General features: G+C 75.3%; 24 protein-coding genes. 11 read left to right on the forward strand and 13 right to left on the reverse strand.

The features are described from left to right. Nucleotides 1-150: 150 nt before the first annotated feature. A complete protein-coding gene (locus QSK00_RS07145; protein ID WP_285588990.1) occupies nucleotides 151-867 on the reverse strand; it encodes an LbetaH domain-containing protein in 717 nt (238 codons plus the stop codon). Nucleotides 868-965: 98 nt separating this feature from the next. Between QSK00_RS07145 and QSK00_RS07150 the strand changes: the two genes are divergently transcribed. Beyond that, on the forward strand, nucleotides 966-1,649 hold the full coding sequence (locus tag QSK00_RS07150) for an SGNH/GDSL hydrolase family protein (RefSeq protein ID WP_285588991.1): 684 nt from the start codon (nucleotides 966-968) through the stop codon (nucleotides 1,647-1,649). Between the two features lie 18 nt (nucleotides 1,650-1,667). Here the strand turns inward: QSK00_RS07150 and QSK00_RS07155 are convergent, their stop codons facing one another. The 6 genes from QSK00_RS07155 to QSK00_RS07180 all read right to left on the reverse strand — a co-directional run bounded on the left by QSK00_RS07155 (nucleotide 1,668) and on the right by QSK00_RS07180 (nucleotide 7,164). Continuing rightward, on the reverse strand, nucleotides 1,668-2,468 hold the full coding sequence (locus QSK00_RS07155; protein ID WP_285588993.1) for a methyltransferase domain-containing protein: 801 nt from the start codon (nucleotides 2,466-2,468) through the stop codon (nucleotides 1,668-1,670). Continuing rightward, a complete protein-coding gene (locus QSK00_RS07160) occupies nucleotides 2,465-4,003 on the reverse strand; it encodes a hypothetical protein (protein WP_285588996.1) in 1,539 nt (512 codons plus the stop codon). The genes QSK00_RS07155 and QSK00_RS07160 overlap by 4 nt, the downstream gene beginning before the upstream one ends. Further along, on the reverse strand, nucleotides 4,000-4,683 hold the full coding sequence (locus QSK00_RS07165) for a hypothetical protein (RefSeq protein ID WP_285588998.1): 684 nt from the start codon (nucleotides 4,681-4,683) through the stop codon (nucleotides 4,000-4,002). The genes QSK00_RS07160 and QSK00_RS07165 overlap by 4 nt, the downstream gene beginning before the upstream one ends. Further along, nucleotides 4,680-5,930 (reverse strand): MATE family efflux transporter, encoded by a 1,251-nt coding sequence (locus QSK00_RS07170; RefSeq protein ID WP_285588999.1) that lies wholly within the window; start codon nucleotides 5,928-5,930, stop codon nucleotides 4,680-4,682. Before QSK00_RS07170 ends, QSK00_RS07165 begins: the two co-directional genes overlap by 4 nt. 185 nt (nucleotides 5,931-6,115) lie before the next feature. Continuing rightward, the gene (locus QSK00_RS07175; RefSeq protein WP_285589001.1) at nucleotides 6,116-6,589 is read right to left on the reverse strand and encodes a nuclear transport factor 2 family protein; all 474 of its coding nucleotides are present in this window, start codon (nucleotides 6,587-6,589) and stop codon (nucleotides 6,116-6,118) included. A 68-nt stretch (nucleotides 6,590-6,657) separates the two neighbouring features. Beyond that, complete coding sequence (locus QSK00_RS07180) at nucleotides 6,658-7,164, reverse strand: TetR/AcrR family transcriptional regulator (RefSeq protein ID WP_285589003.1); 507 nt, start codon at nucleotides 7,162-7,164, stop codon at nucleotides 6,658-6,660. Nucleotides 7,165-7,230: 66 nt separating this feature from the next. Between QSK00_RS07180 and QSK00_RS07185 the strand changes: the two genes are divergently transcribed. After that, complete coding sequence (locus QSK00_RS07185) at nucleotides 7,231-7,947, forward strand: HAD-IA family hydrolase (RefSeq protein ID WP_285589006.1); 717 nt, start codon at nucleotides 7,231-7,233, stop codon at nucleotides 7,945-7,947. On the opposite strand, the gene QSK00_RS07190 is transcribed toward QSK00_RS07185, so the two are convergent. Both QSK00_RS07190 and QSK00_RS07195 read right to left on the reverse strand, forming a co-directional pair. Next, complete coding sequence (locus QSK00_RS07190) at nucleotides 7,903-8,178, reverse strand: hypothetical protein (protein WP_285589007.1); 276 nt, start codon at nucleotides 8,176-8,178, stop codon at nucleotides 7,903-7,905. The genes QSK00_RS07185 and QSK00_RS07190 overlap by 45 nt on opposite strands. Before the next feature lie 37 nt (nucleotides 8,179-8,215). Next, on the reverse strand, nucleotides 8,216-9,985 hold the full coding sequence (locus QSK00_RS07195) for an HNH endonuclease signature motif containing protein (RefSeq protein WP_285589008.1): 1,770 nt from the start codon (nucleotides 9,983-9,985) through the stop codon (nucleotides 8,216-8,218). A gap of 306 nt (nucleotides 9,986-10,291) precedes the next feature. Between QSK00_RS07195 and QSK00_RS07200 the strand changes: the two genes are divergently transcribed. From QSK00_RS07200 to QSK00_RS07235, 8 genes are read left to right on the forward strand one after another with little or no spacing between them, the layout of a single operon-like run. Beyond that, nucleotides 10,292-11,638, forward strand: a complete 1,347-nt coding sequence (locus QSK00_RS07200) for a WcaI family glycosyltransferase (protein WP_285589009.1) — start codon at nucleotides 10,292-10,294, stop codon at nucleotides 11,636-11,638. Continuing rightward, entirely contained in the window at nucleotides 11,635-12,783 is a 1,149-nt protein-coding gene (locus QSK00_RS07205) for a glycosyltransferase (RefSeq protein ID WP_285589010.1), read from the forward strand. Before QSK00_RS07200 ends, QSK00_RS07205 begins: the two co-directional genes overlap by 4 nt. Continuing rightward, nucleotides 12,776-13,555, forward strand: a complete 780-nt coding sequence (locus QSK00_RS07210) for a class I SAM-dependent methyltransferase (RefSeq protein WP_285589012.1) — start codon at nucleotides 12,776-12,778, stop codon at nucleotides 13,553-13,555. The genes QSK00_RS07205 and QSK00_RS07210 overlap by 8 nt, the downstream gene beginning before the upstream one ends. After that, nucleotides 13,552-14,232: an acyltransferase gene (locus QSK00_RS07215; RefSeq protein WP_285589015.1), complete on the forward strand. Its 681-nt coding sequence runs from the start codon at nucleotides 13,552-13,554 to the stop codon at nucleotides 14,230-14,232. The genes QSK00_RS07210 and QSK00_RS07215 overlap by 4 nt, the downstream gene beginning before the upstream one ends. Before the next feature lie 2 nt (nucleotides 14,233-14,234). Further along, nucleotides 14,235-15,521 carry an MATE family efflux transporter gene (locus QSK00_RS07220; RefSeq protein ID WP_285589017.1) on the forward strand — a complete coding sequence of 429 codons (1,287 nt, stop codon included), beginning with the start codon at nucleotides 14,235-14,237 and terminating at the stop codon, nucleotides 15,519-15,521. Next, the gene (locus tag QSK00_RS07225) at nucleotides 15,518-16,987 is read left to right on the forward strand and encodes an O-antigen ligase family protein (protein ID WP_285589019.1); all 1,470 of its coding nucleotides are present in this window, start codon (nucleotides 15,518-15,520) and stop codon (nucleotides 16,985-16,987) included. Before QSK00_RS07220 ends, QSK00_RS07225 begins: the two co-directional genes overlap by 4 nt. Further along, nucleotides 16,984-18,477, forward strand: coding sequence for a tyrosine-protein kinase domain-containing protein (locus QSK00_RS07230; RefSeq protein WP_285589020.1), 1,494 nt, complete (start codon nucleotides 16,984-16,986; stop codon nucleotides 18,475-18,477). The genes QSK00_RS07225 and QSK00_RS07230 overlap by 4 nt, the downstream gene beginning before the upstream one ends. Continuing rightward, nucleotides 18,474-19,181: a hypothetical protein gene (locus QSK00_RS07235; protein ID WP_285589022.1), complete on the forward strand. Its 708-nt coding sequence runs from the start codon at nucleotides 18,474-18,476 to the stop codon at nucleotides 19,179-19,181. The genes QSK00_RS07230 and QSK00_RS07235 overlap by 4 nt, the downstream gene beginning before the upstream one ends. A gap of 42 nt (nucleotides 19,182-19,223) precedes the next feature. Here QSK00_RS07235 and QSK00_RS07240 read toward each other — a convergent pair whose 3' ends face one another. Genes QSK00_RS07240 through QSK00_RS07250 form a run of 3 tightly spaced genes read right to left on the reverse strand, consistent with a single transcriptional unit; the run spans nucleotide 19,224 to nucleotide 22,097 of the window. After that, a complete protein-coding gene (locus QSK00_RS07240) occupies nucleotides 19,224-20,321 on the reverse strand; it encodes a P-loop NTPase family protein (protein ID WP_285589024.1) in 1,098 nt (365 codons plus the stop codon). Between the two features lie 34 nt (nucleotides 20,322-20,355). Then, nucleotides 20,356-21,228, reverse strand: a complete 873-nt coding sequence (locus QSK00_RS07245; protein WP_285589027.1) for an ATP-binding protein — start codon at nucleotides 21,226-21,228, stop codon at nucleotides 20,356-20,358. Next, a complete protein-coding gene (locus QSK00_RS07250) occupies nucleotides 21,225-22,097 on the reverse strand; it encodes an STAS domain-containing protein (RefSeq protein ID WP_285589029.1) in 873 nt (290 codons plus the stop codon). Before QSK00_RS07250 ends, QSK00_RS07245 begins: the two co-directional genes overlap by 4 nt. A gap of 168 nt (nucleotides 22,098-22,265) precedes the next feature. Here QSK00_RS07250 and QSK00_RS07255 point away from each other — a divergent pair, with 168 nt between their 5' ends. After that, the gene (locus QSK00_RS07255) at nucleotides 22,266-22,949 is read left to right on the forward strand and encodes a maleylpyruvate isomerase N-terminal domain-containing protein (protein WP_285589031.1); all 684 of its coding nucleotides are present in this window, start codon (nucleotides 22,266-22,268) and stop codon (nucleotides 22,947-22,949) included. Here the strand turns inward: QSK00_RS07255 and QSK00_RS07260 are convergent, their stop codons facing one another. Further along, on the reverse strand, nucleotides 22,950-23,957 hold the full coding sequence (locus QSK00_RS07260) for a patatin-like phospholipase family protein (RefSeq protein WP_285589032.1): 1,008 nt from the start codon (nucleotides 23,955-23,957) through the stop codon (nucleotides 22,950-22,952). Between the last annotated feature and the right edge of the window lie 2 nt (nucleotides 23,958-23,959).

The following is a 23,959-nucleotide window of genomic DNA, read 5'->3' on the forward strand; positions in this document are numbered from 1 at the left end:
CGAGGACGAGCAGGGTCCGGACCGCGCCGGGCGTCGCGGGCAGCGGTCCCCGTAACGGGTGAACGGGTGTGTGCCCTCCGCCGATCGGAGCAGCGCTCGGGGATGCTGGAGCGACGGACGGCTCAGCAGATCGCGTGGACGACGGGATCATCAGAAGCGCTCCCCGATCACGGACGCCCGCGGGGCCCCGTAGACGGCACCGGGCGGCACGTCCCGGTCGACGACCGTATTGGGGGTGACGATGGCGGAGCGCCCGACGCGCACGCCCCGCAGCACGATGCAGCGGGTCGTCACCCACGCGCCGTCCTCGACGACGACCGGCGAGGTCACGACACCCATGTGCCGGCGGTCGTGCGAGCCCGTCGTCACGAACGTCTCCTGCGAGAGCACGACGTCGGACCCGAGGACCACGCGGTCCCGGTTGGAGATCCAGACGCCCTCGCCGAGCCAGCAGCGGTCGCCGACGGTCAGGTTCCACGGGAACCGGATCCGGACCCGCGGGCGGATGATCACGTCCGCGCCGATCTCGGCCCCGAACGCCCGCAGCGCCCGCGCGCGCAGCGCCGACGAGGGCTGCAGCGAGTTCGTCACCAGCAGCCGCTGCACGACCCACCACAGGACGACGCGCCACGCGGGCCGCGCCCGGGGGTCGTCGAACGGCGGCACCTCGTTGAGGTCCACGACGGGCACGGGCGTGACGGCCGGTGCGGGCGGGGTCGTCGGGCGCGGAGGTGCCGCGGTCGCGGCGGAGGCACGGGCGATGCGGGCGCGTCGGTCGAGGCCGCCCGGCTGGGTCGGCATGTCCGGCACCAGCTCGGTGCCCGGCCGGACGGTCGGGACCGGGGTCGGTGCCTCGGGGCTGGTCATGGGAGCTCCAGGTCGATGAAGGGGGTCACGGGGTGAACCGGTACGTGTGGCAGGCGAGGCAGCAGTGGCGACGGCTGAGGCCGGGCACGCGACGGGGTGTGTCGGTCGGGGCCGGGGTGCTGGTCCTCGTGCTGGTGGTCGCGGTGGTGCTGGGCGTGACGCTGCGGTGGAACGACGTGGGCGCGAGCGCCGAGGCGGTCGGAGTCGACCGCGGCAGCACGGTGGCGGTGATCGGTGACTCGATCTCGCAGGGCACGAAGCTCGGTGGGGTCGGCAGAGCGAACTGGACGAGCATCGTCGGCGTCGCGCGGGGCTGGACGGTGACCGACGTGGCCGTCGGCGGTACCGGCTACGTCTACGCCTCGCCCGGCACGCAGGACTTCGCGGCGGGCCAGCTCGACCGCGCGGTCGCGGTCAGGCCGACCACGGTCGTCGTGCAGGGGTCGCGCAACGACGGCCTCACCCCGCTCCCGCAGGTCTCCGCCGCGGCCGCCGACCTCTACCGGCAGCTGCAGCAGCGGCTCCCCGGCGTCCGGCTGATCGTCATCGGTCCGGTGTGGTCCGACGGCACGATCACGCCGAGCCTGGAGGCGCTCAGCGACGCGGTCCGCGCGCCCGCCCTCGCGGCCGGGGCGACCTACATCGACCCGATCCGCGAGAACTGGTTCGCCGGGGCGGACACCGCGTCGCCGCCGCTGATCGGCAGCGACGGCGTGCACCCGACCGACGCGGGCCACCGGCTCATCGCCGACCGCGTGCAGCGCGCGCTGGAGCGGGGGTGAGGGCGACGGTGACACGGCTCAGCGCTTCTGCAGGAAGACCATGAGGGTGGCGCCGGCGGCCGAGGGCAGCACCTTGTTCACCCCGAGCAGCGTCCGCATCGCGAGCGTCGAGCCGCCGACGTAGGACGGCTCGGCGCTCATCGCGTAGACGTGGTGGTCGAAGCCGCGCTCGGGGAACCAGCGCCGGATCGCCTCGCGGGAGTTCAGCTCGTAGGCCACCGGGAACGTGTCGCGCTCCTGCTTCGCGGGCTGCAGGCGCGCCAGCGCCCGGTGGTGCAGCACGTTCGGCACCAGCCGCGCGCTCATCCCGACGACGCCCCACTTGCGCGGCGTCCGCGCGCACAGCCACCCGCCCGGGCGCAGCACGCGGTGGATCTCGGCGGCGAGGACGCCGGGGTTCGCCACGTGCTCGAAGGTCCAGTTCGACACGATCATGTCGACCGACGAGTCCGCCAGCGGGAAGGCGCCGTCGGGGTCGTAGACCTCGGCGCGGGTCAGGGCCGGGTTCTCGGTCACCGCGGCGTCGACGTCGAGGCCGATGAGCTCGCCGCAGCGCGGCCACAGCCGCTGCAGCTCGCGGCGGGCCGGCACCGGGTCCTCGAGGAACTTCCCGCGCCCGGCGCCGAGGTCGACGACGACGTCGGTCGGTCTCATCAGCGCGTTCACGCGGAAGTAGAACTCGACGGTGCCGTCGAGGCGGGTGAATCCACCGGCGCCGTACTCGGGGAACACGTGGGCCAGCGGGGCCTCGTTCCCGACGACGGGTGGCGGCGCGGCCGACTCCGGGGTGGGGACGGGGCGCTGCTCGAGAGTGGTCATCGCGAATCTCCGGTGAGGGCGGGCGCCGGGGACGACCCGGCGTCGGGAACGGGACCGGGAACGGCCGAGGGGGACGGCCGGGTGGAGAGCAGCCAGAGCACGCCGACCATGACGACGACGCGGGCCATGGCCTGCAGCAGCGAGCCGCGCAGGAGGATGAACTCGTAGCCGGCGACGGCCGGGACCAGGACCGCGACGAGCGGGGTGCCGCCGCCGGCCCAGAGGCGGGCGCGGCCCAGCGCGTCGTCGAGGCGGCGCGCCGCCAGACCACCCGCCGTCAGGAAGGCGGCGACGCCCAGCCAGCCGAAGTCCACCCAGCCCTCGGCCCACAGCGGGGAGTCGAGGTTGGTGAACTTGAAGCCGATCTGGTGGGCGATGAGGACCGCGGTGTTGTCGGGCTTGTCGGGCCAGACCGACCGGGGGAACCAGAAGAGCAGGTCGCCGGCGAGCTGTTCGCCGAGCTGGAAGCCGTTCACGTCGGTGACGCGCAGGGCGATCCCGATGTCGGTGACCGACCCGTAGTCGGTCTTGGCGAGGACGTAGTCGACCGGACGGGAGAAGTCGTTCTGGTGGAGGTTGTAGAGCCGGGCGGTGGAGTCGCTGACCCGTGTGGCGTCGAGGTAGGGGAAGACGACGAGCGAGCTCATCGCGAACAGCGTCACGAACGCCGCGAGCACCAGCGGGCGGGCGGTCCGGCGGTAGAGGTAGACGACGCCGAGGATCACCGTGAACGCCCAGAAGCGGGAGTTCGAGATCGGGTTGTTGATCAGCAGGTTGATGCCGAGGAGCAGCGCGAAGAGCACCTGGTTGCCGAGGAGCCGGCGGAAGGCCCGGTCGTCGACCAGGAGCTTGCCGACGGTGAGCAGCGCGACGTAGGGCAGCACGTTGGCGAAGGTCGCGAGGGTGCCGCCGACGGCGTTGCTGGCGTCGGTGTAGAGGCCCTGCTCGGAGAGGGTGTCGTAGACGGCCTCACGGCTGGAGAGCAGCGCGGTGGGCCCGCCGAGGACGAGCACGAGGAACGGCGAGATCGCCACCGAGAACCAGCCGAGCAGCTGCACGCGGCGCGGGCTGAGCAGCCGTCCGGGGCCGGCGGGCACGGCGGCGGGGCGCATCCGGGACGCGACGTCGAAGCAGACCATCCCGACGAGCACGACCAGCCCTTGGCGCACCTGCTCGTCCGGGGTGAGGGTGACGCCCAGCGGGTTGGTGTCGGCGAGCGCCTGGGTGAGCCCGGCGACGGCGATCCAGCAGTAGGTGAAGATCCAGAAGCCGATCGTGAGCCACTGCGGGCGCGCCTGCCACATCAGTCCGAGCAGCCGGGCCGCGCTGTAGACGACCGCCACCGCGAAGAGCAGCGCCGGGAGCCCGAGCTCGGGGTTGCCCTCGAGCACGGGGGCGAAGAACAGCGCGGTCGGGACGACCAGCAGCACCACGAAGCACAGCAGCGGCACGAGGAACTGCATGCCCGTGAGGGGGACGGGCGGGAGGCTCGGCGCGTCGAAGGAGGCGCGCAGTTGGGTCAGGCGGGTGCTCATGAGGCCCAGCTCTCGGCGAGGAGGACGGTGGCGCCGCCGGGGCGCAGGGAGAAGAACTCCCAGCCCGGGACGGTGCCGCGGACGTCGGCGACGGAGGGGTCGGTGACCGTCTCGACCGACCCGTCGGGGAGGTGGATCACGGCGGAGGGCCCGCCGTCGAGGTCGACGGAGACGGTGTGCAGCGAGCCGTCCTGCGGGAGGTTCACCGGTCCGTCCCGCAGGGCCGTGAGCGTGGTGCCGGACGCGACGGAGAAGATCCAGCGGGTCGGGCCGATCACGAGGTGGCAGTTGGTGTCGGTGATGGGCCGGCCGAGCCAGGTGGCGAGGCAGAGCGAGCCGGCCGTCGGATCGCCCGGGCCGAACCCGAACCGCGCGCCGATGGTGCGCACCGGACGTCCCAGCGCCTGGGTCAGGTAGATCGCGCCCGCTCCCTCGATGTTGCCCACGGCGACCCCGTCGCGGACGGTGGGCGTGGCCCGGACACCGAGGTTGGTGACGTCGAGGGGCACGCCCTCGTCGCCGGTGGCGGGCAGGGGTCCGTCGGGGTGGGAGCGCCAGACCGTGCGCAGGTCGGGGCCGGTCTGGGCGGCGCGCACCGGGTAGGCCGGGGCGGCGCACGCGGCCAGCGGGAGCAGGGTGGTGGCGGCGAGGCCGCCGAGGAGGAACGAACGGCGGTTCACGGGACGGTGACCTCCTGGGCCCGGGGCCCGACGGGGAGCGGGGCGCGTTCGGCGGCCACCGCCATCACGGTCAGGGAGACCGCGCCGGCGATCGCCATGCCCCACGCGAGCCCGTCGACGCCGCCGACGAGGAGCCCGAGGGCCGCGCCGGTGAGGACGCCGCTGGTCATGACGATCTGGACGCCGAACAGGGCGCGGGCCCGCCGCATCCCGCGCAGCTTCGCGTGGAAGGCGACGGTCAGGCCGGCGAGCGCGCACTGGATCGCCACGGGGACGACGAGGGGGCTGAACGCGGTGTAGCGCGGGAAGAGCAGTTCGAGCAGCACGTGGCGCAGGGGGATCGCGGAGAGCACCACCAGGCCCAGGACGGCCATCGCGCCGAGGGTCAGGGTGCGGAAGCGGTCGAGCGCGACGCGGTCGCCGGCCACGGCGCGGCGGGCGAAGATCGGGGTGAGCAGCACGAGCACGGCGGCCATGAAGGTCATCGGCGGCTGGTAGACGAGCAGCTGGACCGCGCGGAGACCGGCGGCGTCGGTGTGCGAGAGCAGCAGGCCGGCGAGGAGCAGGACGACGTAGACCTGGCTCTGCCCGATGATGCTGACACCGGTGAACCAGCCGGCGAGGTAGCGGCTCTCGCGCAGCCAGGGCCGCGGGTCGGCGGGACGGGGGAGCCCGAGGAGCGGCAGGAGTGCGATCCCGCCCAGGGCCCCGACCCCCCACGCGGCGGCGAGCGCCGTGACCGACCAGGTCCCGGCCAGGGCGATGCCGCCGAGGGCCACGGCCTGCGCCGCCGCCCACGCCGTGTCGATCGCGAGGGCCTTCGCGGTGTCGGAGCGGACGAAGCAGGCGTAGCGGCCCGCGTCGGCGACCAGGGCGCCCGGCAGCCAGAGGGCGAACGCGGTCAGCCAGGCGAGCGGACCGCCGACGAGGGTCCCGACGGCGAGGGCCAGCAGTCCGCCCACGATCCCCAGGACGGCGGCGGCGCCGAGCGACGAGGCGACGAGGCGACGTCGATGCCCCTCGTCGTCGACGGAGGGGAGGTGGGCGAGCAGCGGTTCACCGACGAACGCGCGGACGGCGGCCGAGTAGATCGTGACCACCGCGTAGGCGACGACGAAGTAGCCGAACCCGTCGGGAGCGAGGACGACCGAGGCGATGAACGCGGTGAGATAGTTCGTGCCGGAGCTGAGAACCTGGTCGGCGACCCCGAGCACGGCCCGGCGTGACCTCGTCCGTGGCACTGGCACGACACCTCCCCCCGAGGCCCTGGTTGGGCCGACGCTACGGGGATAGCGCCTCAATGGCGCAGTGCGTTACTCCGTTCGGACGATCGATTCAGAAGATCACCAGGCCGTGTCCGCTCCGAGATGCGCTCGACCGGTGGGGTCGGTCGTTCGATCGGTGCCCCTGCGAGGTCGGCGCGCCTGCGAGGTCAGCGCGCCTGCGACGGATGTGGGCGCGGGACCGGGCAGGTCAGCGGGTAGCCGCGCCCGGCGTAGTCGAAGCCGTCGAGGGCGAGCTCGGATCGCGCCGGATCGACGGGGGAGGCGTAGTAGGCCCGGATCTCCGCGATGAGCCCGCTGGGTTCGTCGAAGACGTACCACTCGTCCCCGCGCAGGACCGTGCCCTCCGCGGTCCTGAAGTGGCTCCACTCGATCACGGCCTGGGCGCTCGCGGGGTCGGCGAGGAGGCGGTCGATCGTCCACGCGGAGCCGAGGGTCGCCACCCGGTGCGCCCAGTTCTCGGCGATCGTCCGCGCGCCCCGCCACGCGCCGCCGTACATCCCGGGCGGGAAGTAGTGCACGGCGTCCGGGGTGAAGCAGGCGATCATGCCGTCGACGTCGGCGTCGTTGCAGCCGTCGAAGTACCGCCGGATCAGGGCGTCCATGCGCTCCGCGGTGAGCATGGCCCCGAGCTTGTCGCCGTGGTCGGATCGTGGCCAGGCCGGGGTTCCCCGGTGCGGGATGCCCCGGCTCAACCGGTGGCCAGCCGGCGCGCGCGGTCGAGGGCGTCCGTGGTGCCCTCCACAGCCCGGCGGGCGACCGCGCCCTCGAGGAGCAGGAAGACGTGGTCGGCGCGGTCCGGGTCCCCGGTGAGGCGCTCGAGCTCGTCGCGGACCGCCTGCTTGTGGGCGCGGATCACGGCGAAGCCCGGATGGTCGTGGGGGAGTTCCGCGGCGGCGCGCTGGAAGCCGCACCCGAGTGCGGTGTCGAACTGCGGGTGCGCGAGGTAGGTGTCGAAGACGGTGTCGACACTGTCCGCCGTTTCCAGGCGGTCCTGCAGGTCGGCCCACCAGCGGTCGTGGCGGCGCTGCAGGTAGGCGGCGACGAGCGCGGCCTTCGAGCCGAAGCAGTCGTACAGCGTCTTCTTCGTGACGCCCGCGGCCTCCGCGATCCCCGCGACCCCGACCGCCGTGATCCCGTGGGCGTAGAACAGGGCCGAGGCGGTCTCGAGGATGCGCTGCCCCGCCGGAGTGGTCACCCCTTGACGGTATACCGACCGGTGGGTGAAGGTCAGCAGGTAAACCAATCGGTATAGGAGCCCGCCATGATCCGCGCACTGACCTTCGACGTCGTCGGGACGTTGATCGACTTCGAGTCCGGGATCCTGCGGTGCGTCCGGTCCTTCGACGCCCCCGACGACGGATCGGTGCTGGCGGCGTTCGGCGCGGCCGAGGACGTGGTGCAGCGCCTCAGCCCGGAGCTGCCGTTCCCGGCGATGCTCGACCCGATCTCGACGCGGCTGGCGGCCGAGCTCGGAATCCCGGAGCTGGAGGGGTCGCCGTCACCGCTGCGCCGGTCGCTCCCGTCGTGGCCGGCGTTCCCCGACGCGGCGGAGGTGCTCGGTCGGTGGCGCGAGCGGTTCCGGCTGGTCGCGCTGACGAACGCCGACCGGGCGGCGGTCGAGGCATGGGGACCGGTGCTGGGGCATCCGTTCCACGACGCGGTGACCGTCGACGAGGTGGGCGTGAACAAGCCGGACCCGCGCATGTTCCGGGCCGCCCTCGACAAGCTCGCGGCGGTCGGGATCGCTCGCGACGAGGTGCTGCACGTGGCGCAGAGCCAGTACCACGACATCGGGGCCGCGCACGCCCTCGGCCTGCGGACCGCCTGGGTGGAGCGCCGGCACGGACAGGCCGGGTCGGGTGCGACACCGGTCGCCGCGACCGTGACCCGCCCCGACCTGCACGTCCACTCGCTGGCCGAGCTCGAGGAGCGGCTAGAGGGCGCGGATGCACTCCTCGGCGGGCGCGCGGCGGGGTAGCGGGATCACCGGCGGGACCTGCTCGTCCCACACGTCCTGCTCGTGCTGCCAGGACCGCACGCGTTGCACGTCGAGCGTGCCCTGCCGTGCCAGTGCGATCCACGGCGCGGCGAGCCACCCGACCGCGGCGACGGCGGCGGTCGTGATGACCGCCGCCGTCGCCCTGTGCGGCCCCGGCGCTCGACCGCCCCCTCCCCCCGGCGGGGCGGTGTGTCGGCGCGCGCGGCTCACGCTGCTGATCACACCTGCCCGGCCTTTCGTACGGCTTTCACCCGCCGCGCCCGACCAGTTGCCAGGGTCGGTTGTGTCGGAGGGTGCGGGTGGGGTCGAGCCAGGCCGGTGGTCGGAACCAGGGCAGGTGATCGACCATGATCACGTCCCAGCCGCTGTGGTGGACCAGGTCGTGGTGATACCGGCACAGGCACACGAGGTTGTCGGGTTCGGTGTGGCCGTCGTGGGCCCAATGCTGGATGTGGTGGATCTGGGCGGTGCGGGCGCGGCGGCGGCAGCCGGGGAACGCGCAGTGCCGATCCCGGAGGGTGACGGCGCGTCCGGTGGCGGTGGGGATCGACCGGGTCTTACGGCCGACGTCGAGGACCTCGCCCTTCGAGCCGAGGACGATCGGGATGACGTCGGCGTCGCACGCCAACCGGCGCACGGTGTCGGGGCGGATCCAGGTGGAGTCGCCGAGTAGTGCGAGCGCGGTGCCGGTGTCGGTGAGTTGTTGGCGCAGCGTCTCGTAGTCCAGGGTGACGGTGAGGGTGACCCGTTCCCGCCCGGGCAGGGTCATGGCTGCCGGGTCCGGTGGGGTCCACGGCGTGGGCGGCGACGGGTCCGGTGGCTGCTCTGGCTCGCCAGGTGGCCCGGCGCCGAACAGCGGCGACTCGTCGCTGCAAGCGGGCGCCTCGGGGGTGCCGTTGCCTGGCAGGTCGTCGCCGAGCCAATCCGTCTCGCTGTGGTCGTCGAGGTCCGGGAGCGGCATCGAGGCGGTGGGGCTGCCCGGGGCCTGCTCCTCCTCGATGTGGTCGAGCCCAGCGCGGTGCGAGGCGGAGATCAGGTCGAGCATCCCGGAGGCCTGGCGGGCGGGTTTGGTGTCACGGGCCTCGTCCCGCAACACCTGCCCGGGCTCGGCGTCGGGATCGGCCACAGCCGCCGACGCCGGCGGCGGGGTGGCGGCGCGGATCGCGTCGTCGAACAACGCCGCCGCGGCCGGGTCACGCAGCACCAGCTTCGCGTGCAGATTCCCGTTGCGCCGCGTCGCGTAGTGCAACTCGTTCCCCGCCGGATCGTCGTCCTTCGGAGCGGCCCCGTCGGGGTCGAGCCGGTCCGCGATCACCTGGGCGGCCGCGTACAGCCGCTTCGGGGAATGCGTCGCCGCCAGCGCGGCGAGCTGCTCCTCGGCCACCGTGAGCACGGCGTCGTCCAACCCGGAAACCTTTCGCAGCCGGGTCATGACCTTGTCGATGACCTCGACGTGATCGGCGTCGACCACCCCGTCCTGCACCGCACCCGCGGTCGCCCGTAGCGAGGCGGGGGTGGTGGCGCCGGTGGGGGTGACGGTGTCGTGCAACGCCTCGGCGTGCCGATCCAGCCGCACCACTGCGACCCGGTCGAGGCGCACGTGGTCTTCGAGCAACGGCGCGAGCTTGCGGTACCCGGACTCGGCCAGCACGTTCCCCGCGCGGACCGCGGTGAACGCCCGGTACACCCGCGCCCCGGCTAGCCGTTGGGCTCGGACGGCGTCGGACAACTCCGCGAGCTCGGCCAGCGACTGCGCCGACAGGCCCTCCTCGGGCGGCGCCTCGTCCGACACTCCCGGGACCGCCCAACCCGGTTCGGGTGCAACCGGCTCCTCGGGCTCGTCGTCCCACGGGCACTGCTCGCCGACCGGGACGACGCGGTCGAGGTACTCGAGCCATGCGAGTTCGTCGCCATCGAGCGGCTCGAACGCGGGCTCGTCAGGGTCCTCGTCCCACATCGACGGCGGCGCAGGCAGCGGCAACCCCACCTCGGGGTCCCACTCTGCCTCGATCGCCATACACCCATCATCGAACACATGTTCGACAAGATCAAGCGGCAGACGGAGCAACTTCGGACGCCGGTAGCGCCACCCGATCGTGGCGTAGTGCTCCGATCGCGCCGCGTAGTTCTCCGAGATTCTTGGCGATCTGGCGTCACGGAGTCACCGACCCACCGTTTCCAGCCCGTAGCTACCCCGAATGGGGCAGCTGGAACCTCCGGATGCGACGTCGTCTGTCACAGAACGTCGTCGTATGACGCGAAGGCTCCGTACCGCTCGCTGTCTGTCGGGGACCAGCGCACCGATCGTCGACGGAGGTGAACGATGACCCCGCAGTCGCGGCTCCGGGTCACCGTCCTGGGGCTCAACTACGCCCCGGAACCCACGGGCATCGCCCCCTACACCACCGGGCTCGCCCGGTTCCTCGCCGAGGCGGGCCACGACGTCCACGTCGTCACCGGTCTGCCGCACTACCCGCACTGGCGGGTCGACCCGGCCTACCAGCGGCGCACCGTCGAGGAGCGCGACGGCGACGTCCGCGTCACGCGGGTCGCCCACCCCGTGCCGGTCAACCCGATCGGCCCCGGACGCGTCGCGATGGAGGCGGCCTTCGCGGCCCGTGCCACGCGCGTCGTCACCCGGAGCGGCTCCCGCCCCGACGTCGTCGTCGCCGTGAGCCCGGCCCTGCTCTCGGTGGCGGCGGCCGCGACCCTGCGCCGCCCCGGACGCACCGCCGTCGGCGTCATCCCGCAGGACCTCTACGGCCACGCCCTCGCCGAGACGGCGCTGGGGTCCGGCCGTGCCGCCGCCACGGCCGCCGCCCTCGAGCGCCGGCTGCTCGCCCGGGCCGACGGCGTCGTCGCCATCCACCGGCGCTTCCGGTCCTCGCTCGCCGTGATGGGCGTCGCGGAGGACCGCATCACGACGATCCGGAACTGGACCCACGTCCCCACCGCCACCCGCCGTCCGGCCGACGTCAGCGCGATCCGTCGCGAGCTCGGCTGGCGCGACGACGAGATCATCGCCCTGCACGCCGGGAACATGGGCGCCAAGCAGGGGCTGGAGAACGTCGTCGAGGCAGCCCGCCAGGCCGACCTCGACGGCTGCCCGATCCGCTTCGTGCTCCTCGGTCACGGCAGCCGCCGCGACCACCTCCGGGCCTACGCGCAGGGCGTCCGGCGCATCCAGTTCCTCGACCCGCTGCCCACCGAGCGCTTCACCGACGCCCTCGCCGCCGCCGACGTCCTCGTGCTCAACGAGCAGCCCGGCGTGGCGGAGATGTGCGTCCCCAGCAAGCTGACCTCGTACTTCGCCGCCGGACGCCCGGTGGTCGCGGCCACCGAGCGGCTCTCGGCCGCGAGCGCCGAGATCGCCGTCTCCCAGGCCGGCGTCACCGTCGAGCCCGGCTCGCCGCGGGCCCTCCTCGAGGCCGTCATCGACGTCCGCCTGGCGCCCGACGAGGCCGAGGCCATGGGGTTGCGCGGCCAGCTGTTCGCCCACGACGTCCTGCACGTCGACGCGGCCCGCGCGGCCTACGTCGCGTGGGTCGAGGGGCTCGCCGCCTCCCGCTCCCGGCCCGACCACGAGCCCCTCCCGGAGGTGGCCACGGACGTCGGGGTGAGCGACGGCGGGCCGCGGCGGCTCCCGAACTCGTGGGTGGAGCCGGCGTGAGGATCGCGCTCGTCCACAGCTACCACCACACCGAGGTGCCCTCGGGGGAGAACGTGGTGGTCGACGCCCAGGCGCAGGCGCTGCAGGACGCGGGCCACGAGGTCGTCGTCGTCGCCCAGCACAACGACCTCCGCCGCCGCCGGCGCACCTACCCGCTCGAGGCCGCCGCCACCGTCGCCACCGGACTCGGACCGGACCCGACGGCGATGCTGCGCCGCATCGCCCCGGACGTGGTCCACGTGCACAACCTCTTCCCGAACTTCGGCACCCGCTGGCTCGCCCGGTGGGAGGGCCCGCTGGTCGCGACGCTGCACAACTTCCGCCCGATCTGCCCGGCCGGGACGCTGCTGCGCGACGGGAAGCGCTGCACCGACTGCATCCACACGCCGAGCGCCGCGGTGACCCACCGCTGCTTCCAGCACTCGCGGATCGCGACCCTGCCGCTCGCGGTCGCCACCCGCGGCGGCGCCGTGAACCACCCGGTGGTCCGCCGGGCCGACCGGCTGATCACCATCTCCCGGCGCGCGGCCGACGAGTACCTCGCCGCCGGGGTGGACCGGGACCGGCTCGTCGTCGTCCCCAACGCGGTCGCCGACCTCGCGGCGACCACCCACGACGCCGACCACGTCCATGCCCCGCGGTGGCTGTTCGTCGGCCGGCTCTCCGCCGAGAAGGGGGTCGCAGCCCTGCTCGACGGCTGGCCCGCGCACCTGCCGCTCGACCTGATCGGCACCGGCGACCAGCAGCCCGAGCTCGGGCGCCGCCACGGCGACCGGCCGAACATCCGTTTCCTCGGGGGCATGGGGAACGAGGAGGTCCGGACCCGGCTCGCCGGCTACACCGGCCTCGTCGTCCCGAGCCTGTGGGCCGAGGCCGGACCGCCCCTGACCTACGTCGAGGCACTCGCGGCCGGCGTCCCCGTCGTCGCCTTCGTGGGCAACGGGGCGGCCGACGACATCGCCCGGCACGGCACCGGGCTCGTCGTCCGGAACGACGCGCACGAGCTCGCCGTCGCCCTCAAGGACGTGCAGCGCGACCGGCCCGCGCTCTCCCGGCGGGCCCGCACGGCCTACGAGCAGCACTTCTCCACCCGCGCGTGGGTGTCCACCCTCACCGACCTCTACCGGGAGACCTGCCATGGCTGACGCCGGCGGCGGCACCTACGCCGCGATCCTCACCGACCTGCTCGACCGAGGGGTCATCGCCCGGGACGACGCGATCCTGGTCCAGTTCGCCGGAGCCTTCGACGAGGCCGTCACCGCGCGGGTCGGGCTCACCCGCTGCACGTTCTCCAACCTCGCGCCCGACTCGCCGTCGTCGCGCCTCGCCGACGGTCACGGCGCCGACGGTCGAGCTCCGCTGCGCTCCGTCTCCCGAGCCGACGCCCACCGCATGCCCTACGCCGACGCGAGCTTCGACCACGTCATCGGCCACGCCGGGCTGCACCACTGCTCCCGGCCCCACCAGGCACTGCACGAGATGTACCGGATCGCCCGGCACACCGTGGTGGCCGTCGAGAACCAGGACTCCCCGCTCATGCGCCTCGCCTGCTCGCTGGGGCTCGCCGGGGTCTACGAGCACGACGCGGTCGCCGACGGCGGCGGTACCACCGGCGGGGTCGACGGCACCGGCACCCCGAACCACGTCTACCGGTGGACCCGCCACGAGGTGCGCAAGACCGTGGCCAGCTTCGACCCCGGCCACGCGGTGCCGATCGAGTTCCACTCGCGCTGGCTGATCGGGTCCGACCGGGCCCTGACGGCGAGCATGCGCTCCGCCGTCGGCGGGCGCGAGCGCGTGATCGGGCTGCTCAACGGCGGCCTGAACACCGTGGCGCGCCGGCAGGGCAACATCTTCGGCTTCACCGTCCGCAAGGACCTCGCGGTGGCCCAGCCCTGGGTCGGGGTGCCCGCATGATCACCCACCGCACGCTGCGCACCCTCGCCGCCGCGATCGCCGTCGTGCTGCCGCGGCGCCTGCGCCGGCTCGTCCACACTCACCTGCTGGGCTACGAGCTGGCTTCCACTGCGTCGATCGGCCACTCGTTCATCGACGTCGACCGTCTCGTCCTGGGCGAGCGCGCCCGCATCGGCCACCTCGTCGTCATGCGGGGCTGCGAGCGGGTCGTCCTGGGGACCGGCGCCGTGGTCCTCATGCTCGTCTGGGTCAACTCGGTCCGGCGCTCCACCGGCTACTTCGCGGGCCTGGAGAGCCGGCGTCCGGAGCTGGTCATGGGCGACCACTCGATGATCTCCGCGCTGCACCTCATCGACGCGTGCGACCTCGTCGAGCTCGGCGACTACGCCGCGATCGCGGGCTTCGGGTCGATCGTGCAGACCCACGCCGTGGACGTCGAGAACATGGTCCAGGACGCCCGCCCGATCCGGCTCGGCGAGTACGCGATGGTCGCGACGCACTGCGTGCTGCTGCCGGGAGCGGTCGTCCCGCCGCGCTCGATCGTCGCCGCCGGCTCGACCGTGACCAAGGCGCTGCACGTCGAGCACCAGGTCTACGCCGGGTCGCCGGCCCGGCCCGCCCGGGCGCTCGACCCCGCGATGGCGTTCCTGCACCGCACGACGTCCGAGATCGCCTGACGATGGGCCGGGGACGGGCGATCACGGGGATCGTCGGGATCACGGACCAGATCGTGAGCTCGGCGAGCAACTACCTGACCGCGTTGGTGGCGTCGGCGGTCCTGGCGCCGGAGGCGTTCGGGGCGTTCGTCGCCGCGTACGCGGTGGTGACGGTGCTGTGCGCGGCGGCCCGCGCGGTGATCGGGGAGCCGCTGCTCGCGCACCTCCCGACGGTGGACGTGGCGCGGCGCCCACCGCTGGGTTCCGCGGCGCTCGCGGCCGCGGTCGTCCTCGGCGTGGGCGGCCTCGCGGTGTGCGTGATCGGTGGCCTCGCCTGGGACGGCCCCGTCGGGGACGCCCTGCTCGCCCTCGCGGTGTGGGTGCCGGGTGCGGTCGCGGTCGACGCCGGCCGGTACGTCCTGCTCGCCCGGTCCGACACCCGCCGGGCGCTGCTGATCGACGTCGTCTGGCTGCTCGCCCAGGGGCTCGTCCTCGGGGCCTATCTCCTGACAGAGCAATCGAGCACGCCGATAGGGGGTGCGGGCATCTCGGTTGCCGGCGTCGCGGCCGCGTGGGGGGTCGGCGCGCTGGTCGCGCTGGCCGCCGTCGTCGTGGTGACGCCGGAGGCGCGGCACCTCGGCGACGCGGCTCGCTGGTTCGCGGAGTCCCGCCACCTCGCCGGCTGGTTCACGCTCACCTCGGTGCTCGGGCAGGCCCAGGTGTACCTGGTGCTGTTCGCGGCCGGGGTGGTGCTGACCGCCGACGACGTGGCGGGCCTGCGGGCCGTGCAGCTGCTGGTGTTCCAGCCGCCCGTGACCGTCCTCGCGGCGCTGCTGGTGCTCACGACCCCGGTGATGGCGCGCCACGCCGTCGCCGGGGACCGCGCGGGGCTGCTGCGGGCCCGTCGGGTCGCCCTCCTCGGCGCCGCCGGGCTCGGCGTGGTCCTGCTCGGCGCGATCCCGCTGCGCGAGACCCTCATGGGGCTGCTGTTCCCGCAGTACGTCGGCCACGCCGGGCTCGTCGTGCCGATCGTGCTGCAGACGGCCCTCGCGGCCCTCGCGGTGCCCTTCCTCGCCCAGATCCGCGGTGAGCGCCGGGCGCGTTCGCTGTTCGCGCTCCAGGTGGTCACCGCCGCCGGGATGCTCGCGGGCGCCGGAGCGGGCCTCGTCGTCGGGGGCGCGGCCGGCTCCGGGGTCACGGGGCTGGCGTGGGGGCTCACGGCCTCCTCGCTGGTCGCGCTCGGGGCCGCGGTCGCCGCGACCACGGGGGAGCGCTCCACCCCCGTCGTCCGGACCCGGGTCGCGGCGTGAACCGCGTCCTCTTGCTCGGCGGGGTGGTCGCGCTCCTCGTGGCCGGGCTGCTCGTGCTCGACGCGACCCGGCTGGTGGGGGTGACCTCGACCGTGCCGGCGCTCGCGCTCGTCGTCGGGATCGGACTCGTCGTGGTGCTGCGGGGCGCGGGCGACCTCGGGGTCACGCTGCTGGCCTGCGCGGTGGCCACGGCGACGTGGAACGGGGTCTCCCTCGGCCTCCCGCTGGGCCACCTGTTCCTCGCCGCGGCGCTCGTGGTGCTGGCACTGCTCGCCGTCGGTGGTGGCGTGCGGCTCGAGGTGCCGCGGTGGGTGTGGCCGCTGCCCGCGGCGCTGCTGCTGGTCGTCGTGTGCTCGGTGCTGTTCCCGGTCGAGCGCGGCTACCTCAGCGGGCGGTTCGGGGTGCCGATCGACGCCGCCACCGCGGCCGCCATCCCGAGCCCGGGCATCGCGAACCTGCTCAACGGGGTCCGGTGGATCGTCCCGGCGCTCGCGCTGCCGCTGGCGGTGTGCCTCGCCGTGGCGGGCCGCGAGCCGAACGCCCGGACCCGGCTGGCCCGGACGCTCACCGCGGCGTGGGTGCTGGGCGCCGCCGTCAACGCGGCGGTCGCGCTCGCCGACGAGACCGGGCTGACGGCCATCAGCGCCCACTTCATCAGCGTCGACGTCGGCGGACGGCAGGCGGGCCTCACCGCCCAGCCCAACCACCTCGCCCTGTCCGTCGGGCTCGCCGCCCCCGTCGCGGTGTGGTTCGTGCTCTCCACCCACCGCCGCGAACGGCTGCTCTGGGCGACGGCGGCCGCGGTGATGGGCGGCGGGCTGTTCGTCTCCGGGTCCCGCGGCGGGCTCGTCGTGGCCCTCGCCGCCGTCGTCGTCGCGCTGGCCGTCGACCGCCTCGGCCGCCGGACCCTGCTCCCGCTCGCGGGCGGCGCGCTCGGCGCGGGCACGCTCCTCGTCGCCTTCTTCCCGACGATGCTCGACCGGCTCGGGACCGCGCTCCGGCTCTCCGGCGCCGAGAGCGCCGCCGAGTCCGACGCCATCCGGGCCCGCATCCACGCCCAGGCCGCCCTCGACATCGAGCACTCGCCGCTGCGGGGCATCGGCCTCGCCGTCATGACCGAGGGCCACAGCATCTACCTCCAGCTCGGTGCCTCCGGCGGGGCGCTCCTGCTCCTCGCCTTCCTGACGACGGCGGCCGGCGCGCTCCTCGACGGCACCGCGCTCGCCCGCTCCGGGGGCGCGGCCGCCGGCCCCGCGCGGGCGCTGGTCGTCGCGTTCGCCGCCTGGCTCGTGGTCGGCGTCGTCGAGAACCAGATCGCCGACCTCTACCTCTACGTCCCCCTCGCCCTGCTCGCCGGGCTGGCCGTGTCGGCCGCGCCCGCCGCCGACCCGACCAGGCCCCTGTCCACCGCCGTCCCGTCCCCACCGGCCCTCGTCCGCTCCGGCGCCCCGGGAGAACCGTCATGACCTTCGTCGCCCTGCTCACCGCGCTCCGCCGCCGCTGGCTGCTGCTCGTCGCCGGCCTCGCCGTGGGGCTCGCCGTCGCCGCGGGCGTCACGGCCTTCCTGCCCCGCCACTACGCCGGCACGGCCAGCCTGTACGTCTCGGCCGTCGACGACACCTCGGCCCAGAACGCCTACCAGGGCGTCCTGCTCTCCCAGCAGCGGGTGAAGTCCTACACCGAGATCCTCACCTCGGAGCGGGTGCTGCGCCCGGTCATGGACGCCGCGGGCATCCCCGGGTCGACCGCGGACTTCGCCGACCACGTCGCGGTCACCACCGACACCGACTCGACGGTCATGAAGGTGACCGTCACCGAGGACTCCGCGCAGCAGGCGGCCGACCTCGCGAACGCCGTCGCCGCCCGCTTCTCCCAGGTCGTGGGGCAGCTCGAGCGGCCGGCCGGGACGGGGCAGGGGACCCCGGCGGTCACGGTCGCCACCGTCGACGCGGCCGTGGTGGACCCGACGGCGGTGTTCCCGCGCTGGTCGGTCAACCTCGTCGTCGGGGTGGTCGTCGGGCTGCTGCTCGGGGCCGCCGCCGCCGTGGTCGCCGCCGCCACGGACCGCTCGCTGCGCCGCCCGGCCGACCTCGCCGCGCTCGTCGGCGCCCCGTCGCTCGGCAGCCTGCCCACGGTGCGCGGAGCCTTCCTGCCCGACACGCTCGACGCCGGCGGCGACCACGCCGAGGCCGTCCGGCGGGTGCGCACGAACCTCGCGTTCGCCGAGGTCGACGACGCCGTGCGGGTCATCACCGTCGCCAGCGCGGTGTCGGGGGAGGGCCGCACGAGCCTGGTCCAGGCCCTCGCGTCCGCGTTCGCGGCGACCGGGCGGGTCGCCGTGGTCGAGGGCGACCTGCGCGCCCCGGTGCTCGGCGAGCGCCTCGGCCTGCACGGCCACCTGGGCCTCACCGACGTGCTGCGCGGTCGGTGCGCGCTCGAGTCGGCGCTGCAGCAGCACCGGGGCGTCGACGTCCTGGTCAGCGGTGAGGTCCCGACCGACCCGTCGGGCCTGCTCGCCTCGCGCGCCCTCGGCACGGTGCTCGAGCGGCTCCGGGCCACCCACGACGTCGTCCTCGTCGACGCGCCGGCGCTCGGCCCCGTCGCCGACGCGGCCGTCCTCGCCGCCGGGTCCGACGGCGCGGTGCTGCTGTGCCGGGCGGGCACGACGCCCGCCGAGGCCGTTACCGCCGCGGCCGACGCCCTGCGCGCCGTCGGCGCCCGGGTCGTGGGCACGGTGCTGACCGGCGACGGCGAGACCCGGGCCGCGCCCGCGGTGCCGGCCACGTCCCGCTCCGACGGCGGGATCGGCTCCGCCCCGAGGCTCGCCCCGGCCGCGGGCCCCGCCCGGCCCGCGCTGGTCGGGCTGGAGAGCCGGTCGGCGGGGACGGTCGCGAGCTTCGACCTGTGGTCGACGCGGCGCGCGTCCGGCGGCGGCGCCCACCGGGCCGTGCGGTGACGCTCACCCGGCGCGGCGTCCTCGGGCTGGGCGGCGCCGCGCTGCTCGGGGCGCTCGCCGGGTGCGGCGCGTCGGCCCTCGCGACCCCGGTCGCGGGGGTCCCGGACGTGCCCCTGCGCCGCCACACCCGCTGGACCGGTCGCCCGGACGGTCCGCTGCCCGCCGCGGGGGACGAGGGCGTGCCCTTCACGACGCTGCTCTCGAACACCACGGCCCGGCCCTCGCTGCGCGGCGGCGTGCTCGTCGGGAACCTCCCGGCCCGCTCGTCGGCGGCGTACGTGACCCAGCCGCTCGGGGCGCCGGTGCGGCGGATCGGCGCGCGGATCGCCTTCGGGCCGGGGACGACGTCGGGCTCCGCGGCCCTCGTCGCGTGGAACGGTGCCCCGGAGGTCGACCGCGTCGACGGGCACCTGCACCTGGTGTTCACCCCGGACCGGTGGATCGCCGGCGTGCTCGAGGGCGGCCGCGTCCGCGAGATCGCCCGGGACGACTACGGGCTCGCGCTGCCGCAGGACGGCACGCCGCGCACGGTCGACGTCGTCACCGCCGGGGACACGGTGGTCCTCCGGCTGCCCGACGGCACGGCCACGTCCGTCCGCGACGCCCGGTTCGGCACGGGCAGCGGCACGGTCGCGGTGTGGGAGTTCTACAAGAACGCCGACGACTCCGCGGAGGTCACGTTCGCCGAGACGTGGGCGGGCTGATCCCCGGGTCGCCGCGCGGTCTCCGAGCGGAAGCGCGTCGGGTCATCCGGGTCGTCGTGACCCGGATGGTCCGGGGTGGCTCGGCTCCGACACCGAGGCCCGCGTCCCGCGCACCGTGATCACGAGGTCGGCCGGACCCGGCGCGTCGAGCACGACGTGGTCGTAGCGGTCGCGCAGCGGGTCGAGCACGGCGGCGACGTCGTCGTCGGCCAGGGGCGGGCCGCTGCGCCCGGTCGGGAGCACGTCGATGCCGCCACGCGCCCACGCCCGGATCGCCCGGTCGGTCTCGGCGACGCCCGCGATCACCTCCCGGACACCGGGGGAGGGGTCGGCGACCCGGCGCACCCGCGAGGAGGGCGAGCGCGGCCCGGCCTCGACGAGCAGCACGCGGGCGCCGTCGCGGGCGAGCGCGGTCGCGACCTCCGCGGCCGCCGACACCGCCGCCCGCTCCGGGGACTCGACCACCGCGATCACCCGGCCCCCGCGCACCGATCCCGCCACCCGCATCGTCGCCGCGACCCGGCGGGCGTGGCGGTTCCCGGTCCCCCGGGTGACGGCCACGGGGTCCCGGGCCGACCGCGGGAGCCGACCCGACCCGGCGTCGGGACGGGCCCGGCGGTGGCGCAGACCGGCGGCGAGCAGGCCCGGCAGCAGCCCGAGCAGCGCCCCGGCCGCGAGGACGGTGCCGGGGTGGGGCGAGGGTCCGGCGTCCCGAGGCTCCGCCTCGCCGATCACGACGGCGGGCCGGTTGGCCGGGCGGCCGTCGGCCGTGGCCAGGGCGATCCGGCGCGCCGCGGCCGTGGCGAGCGCGCGGGCGACGACGGCGGCCTCGTCCGCCGTCGCGGCGCGGGCGCGGACGCCGAGCACGCCGTCGGTGAGGTCGACGCTCGCCGTCGCGGCCAGTTCCGCGGGGGTCGGGGTGCCGCCCAGCAGGGCGGACGCGTCGGCGAGGACGTCCGGCCCGGGGGCCGCCGGGAGCGGGGCACCGGGGGCGACCAGCACCGGCCGGTCGAGGGCGGCCGTGGACGAGGGCGGGTCGACGTGCAGGACGACCGCGGCCGCGGCGAGCCCGACGGCGGTCGACGCGAGCACGAGCCACCCGCCGCGTCCGCCCACCCGGACCCCCTCCGCCGTGATCACCCGATCGTGGCAGGCGCGCGGCCCGGCCGGAAGATCAGCGCGTGCCGGTGAGGACCCGGACGGTGCGGCCGTGTCGGTCGTCGTGGGCGGTCGCGTGGTCGCAGAAGCGGGCGAGGTGGGCGAAGCGGGGGTCCTGGTCGGCCATGCCGGACCCGCCCGGGTCGCGGGGCACGCCCCGGCACTCCGCGACGACCGCCTCCGCGCTGACCCGGACGTCGAGGGTGTGGTCCCCGGGCGGCAGGTCGGCGCGGCCCGCGAGGTCGACCCCGCACGCCAGGAGCATCGCCTCGTGGGCGGCGAGGACGGCGGCCTCGGCGCGCTCGCCGTCGAGCCCGGCGTCGCGGACGGCCGCCGCGAACCGGTGGCGCAGCGCCGCGAGCGCCGCCCCGTCGGGCACCGGCACCCGGTCCACCGACGACCCGAGCACCGCGGCGGGGACCGGGCTCGTCGTCGCGGGCGGCGTGTGGTCGGGGGAGAGGACCGGGCCGCCGGCGGTGAGCAGCCAGGGGTGCGTCCGACGGGCCTCCTCGACCTGGGCCGGCGCGTAGACGCAGACGACCGACAGCGGCCGGTCGGCGAGGAGCACGGTGAGGGCGTCCTCGGCGAAGGGCCGGTCGGGCGGGGCGGCGTCGGCGCAGACGCGACCGACCACCACGGCGCCCGTCTCGCGGTCCGCGAGCCGGTGGCCGAGGGTCGCCGCGTCCACGTCGACCGGGGAGGGCAGCTGCAGCCCGGCGTCGGGGCGGGCCGCACGGAACGCGCGGGCGCCCCGCCGGTCGAGCACGACCTCGACCGGCGCGCCCACGGCGAGCGCGGCGTCGACGACGGGCAGGCAGAGCGGGACGAGCTCGTCGGGGTCGTCCGCGACGACCGCCGCGTGCAGCAGCGCCGGCCCGCCCGGGCTCACGCGGCCCCGCCCTCGCTCAGCACGATGGAGTCGGGCCGCTCGAGCGCGTCGAGCAGGCGACGCAGCAGCCGGGGCGGGTCGTGCAGCACGAGCCGCTGACCGGCCGGCGCCGACCGGGCGGCGAGCACCATCAGCTGGGCGCAGGCCACGTCGACGAACCCGACCGCGGCCAGGTCGACGTGCAGGTCCGGGCTCCGACCGGTGCCCTCCTCGGCGTCCGCGAGGGCCTGGCGCATCGCCCCCGTCAACGCCCCGCCGAAGCGCTGGGCGACGTGGGCGTCGAGGTCGCCGGACACGCGCCAGCGGCCGCACGACTCCCGGGCACCCCAGCCGACGTCCAGCACACCGCGGTGGTGGATGCCGAGCGAGTGCACGACGGCGGCCTCGTTCTCCACCGCCGTGGTGAGCTGGCACAGCACGTGCAGCGGGAAGCGGTCGGCGAGCGCGTCGTAGCCGCCCTCCTGCCGGGCGAACACCGCCACCTCGTCGGCGTCGCCCAGCGGCCGGCGCGACGACTCCTGGGTCATCGCCACCGACGTCCAGCCCTCGTCGAGGGCGCGGTGCAGCTCCTCGCTCTGCACCCGGTGCAGCCCCTCGGCCGTGCCGCCCACGAGGTCGATCAGGTGCGGGAACGCCATGAACTCCAGCTGGCCCGTCTCCAGGGCGCGCCGCGTGCGCACCGTCGCCTGCGGCCCCGCGATCCAGTGCTTCTCGATCCGTCCGTCGTCGCCGAGCCAGCCCTTGTAGAAGACCTTGGCGCCGAAGGCGAGCTCCCGGTCGAGCCAGGCAGCGGTCCCGACCCGCTGCGCGTGGTCGCTCTCGGCGACCTGCAGCAGGTGGGCGTGCGCCGGACCCGCGTCCACCGTCATCGCGTCCGTGACTCCTGCGTCCGTCCCCCGACGTCCGAGGACCGGCCTCGCCGACCGGTTCCGCCGACCAGCATCGCCCGGTCACCGCCCGTTCGGGAGCGATCACCGGGCAGGTTCACCCGATACGCACAGGTTGTGACGGCGCGTGATCGCCCTAGGGTCCGCAGTATGCCCGTCCTCCTCGGTGACGCCTACCGCGACGCCCACGCGCGCCTCGACGCACGGCTGCGCACGCTCGCCGCCCTCGACCCCGACGCCCTCGGCACCGCGGTGCCCGCCTGCCCCGGCTGGACGGTGCACGCGGTGGTGTCGCACCTCGCCGGCCTCGCCGCGGACGCGGTGGCGGGACGGCTCTCCGGACCGCCGGACGAGGCGTGGACCGCCGGGCACGTCGACGCGCGGCTCGGGGTGCCGGTCGAGGACGTGCTGGCGGAGTGGGCGCCGCTCGTCGACCCCATGGTGGAGGCCCTCAACGGCCGCGCCGTCGGCCCGCCGCCGTGCGCCGACCTGCTCGTGCACGAGGGCGACGTCGTGGAGGCCCTCGGGGACGAGGTGCCGCCGATCGGGTCGTGGGGCCCGGTCGCGACGATGCTGTGCGGCGGGTGGCTCAAGGGGCTCCGGGTCCCGGGCACGCTGACGGTGCGGGTAGGGGACCGTGAGCTGGCCGCGGGCACGGGGGACGGGCCGGCGGCCACGGTGACGATCGGCCCGTGGGAGTTCTTCCGCGGCGTGTTCAGCCGCCGCAGCGTCGACCAGATGCGCGCGTGGGACTGGGACGGCGACCCGGAGCCGTGGCTCGCGCCGCTCTGCGTGTTCGGTCCCCGGACCGACGACCAGCCGGTCGCCCGGTGATCAGCGGCTGACCCCGGCGTCGCTGCGGAACCGTTCGCGGTAGGCGTCCCAGTCGAACGCCGACAGGAAGGCGGCGGCCGCGTCGTACCCGCGCCGGTAGAGGGCGTCGGTGCGGCTGCGGCTGATGCCGAAGTCGAGCAGGCCGACGCCGCCCGCGTCGACGTGGATCGTGCGGGCCGCGACCCACGGCCGGTTCAGGTAGGCCTGGTCGCGACCGACCACCATCGTCGTCAGGAGCTGCTCGAGCAGGCGCAGCGCGGCCGGCTGCGGCCAGGAGTCGAGCGGGGCGCGGTAGAGCGCCACCCGGTCCCCGAGGCCGGGCCGGGTCGTGATCGTGACCCCGAACGTGGGCCACGCGGGCGCGGCGCCGTCGGTGCGGTCGAGGGAGTCGATCGGGAAGTTCGACAGCAGCCCGCCGTCGACCAGGGTCGAGGAGAGTCCGCCCGCGCCGTGCACCAGCGTGGTCGGGCGGAACAGGAACGGGATCGACATCGACGCCCGCACGGCCTCGGCGACCGGCTGGGTGTCCGGGTCGAGCCCGTACACGCCGCGGTAGTCCCAGGGCAGGCGGACGAGCTGGCCGAGGGTGAGGTCCGAGCAGGTCACGACGAGGGAGTAGCGCTGCTGCGGCGGCAGGGCCGGGTCGTCGAGGCGCAGGTCGGCCCACGTGTGCACGCCGAGCGCGGCGAGCTCGGTGGTGATCCACTCGAGCAGGTACTCGCCCGCGTACAGGCCGGCGCCGGTCAGCAGCGACAGCCCCGGCCCGACCAGTGGCAGCCGGCCGAGGCCGTGCCGGTCGGCGACGGCGCGGAAGTCGAGCCGGCGGGTGATCTCGCCCAGCCGGTCGCCGCGGGCGCCCGCCGCGGCGATCGCGCCCACGAGGGCCCCCGCCGAGGTCCCGGAGATCCGCTGCGGGGTGTACCCCGCGTCGGTCACCGCCGCGACCGCCCCGGCGAGGCCGATCCCCTTGACCCCACCACCCTCGAGCACCAGGTCCGCACGCCTCACCG

Origin of the sequence: Actinomycetospora sp. NBRC 106378, assembly GCF_030269685.1 — a bacterium.
Lineage (GTDB): Bacteria > Actinomycetota > Actinomycetes > Mycobacteriales > Pseudonocardiaceae > Actinomycetospora.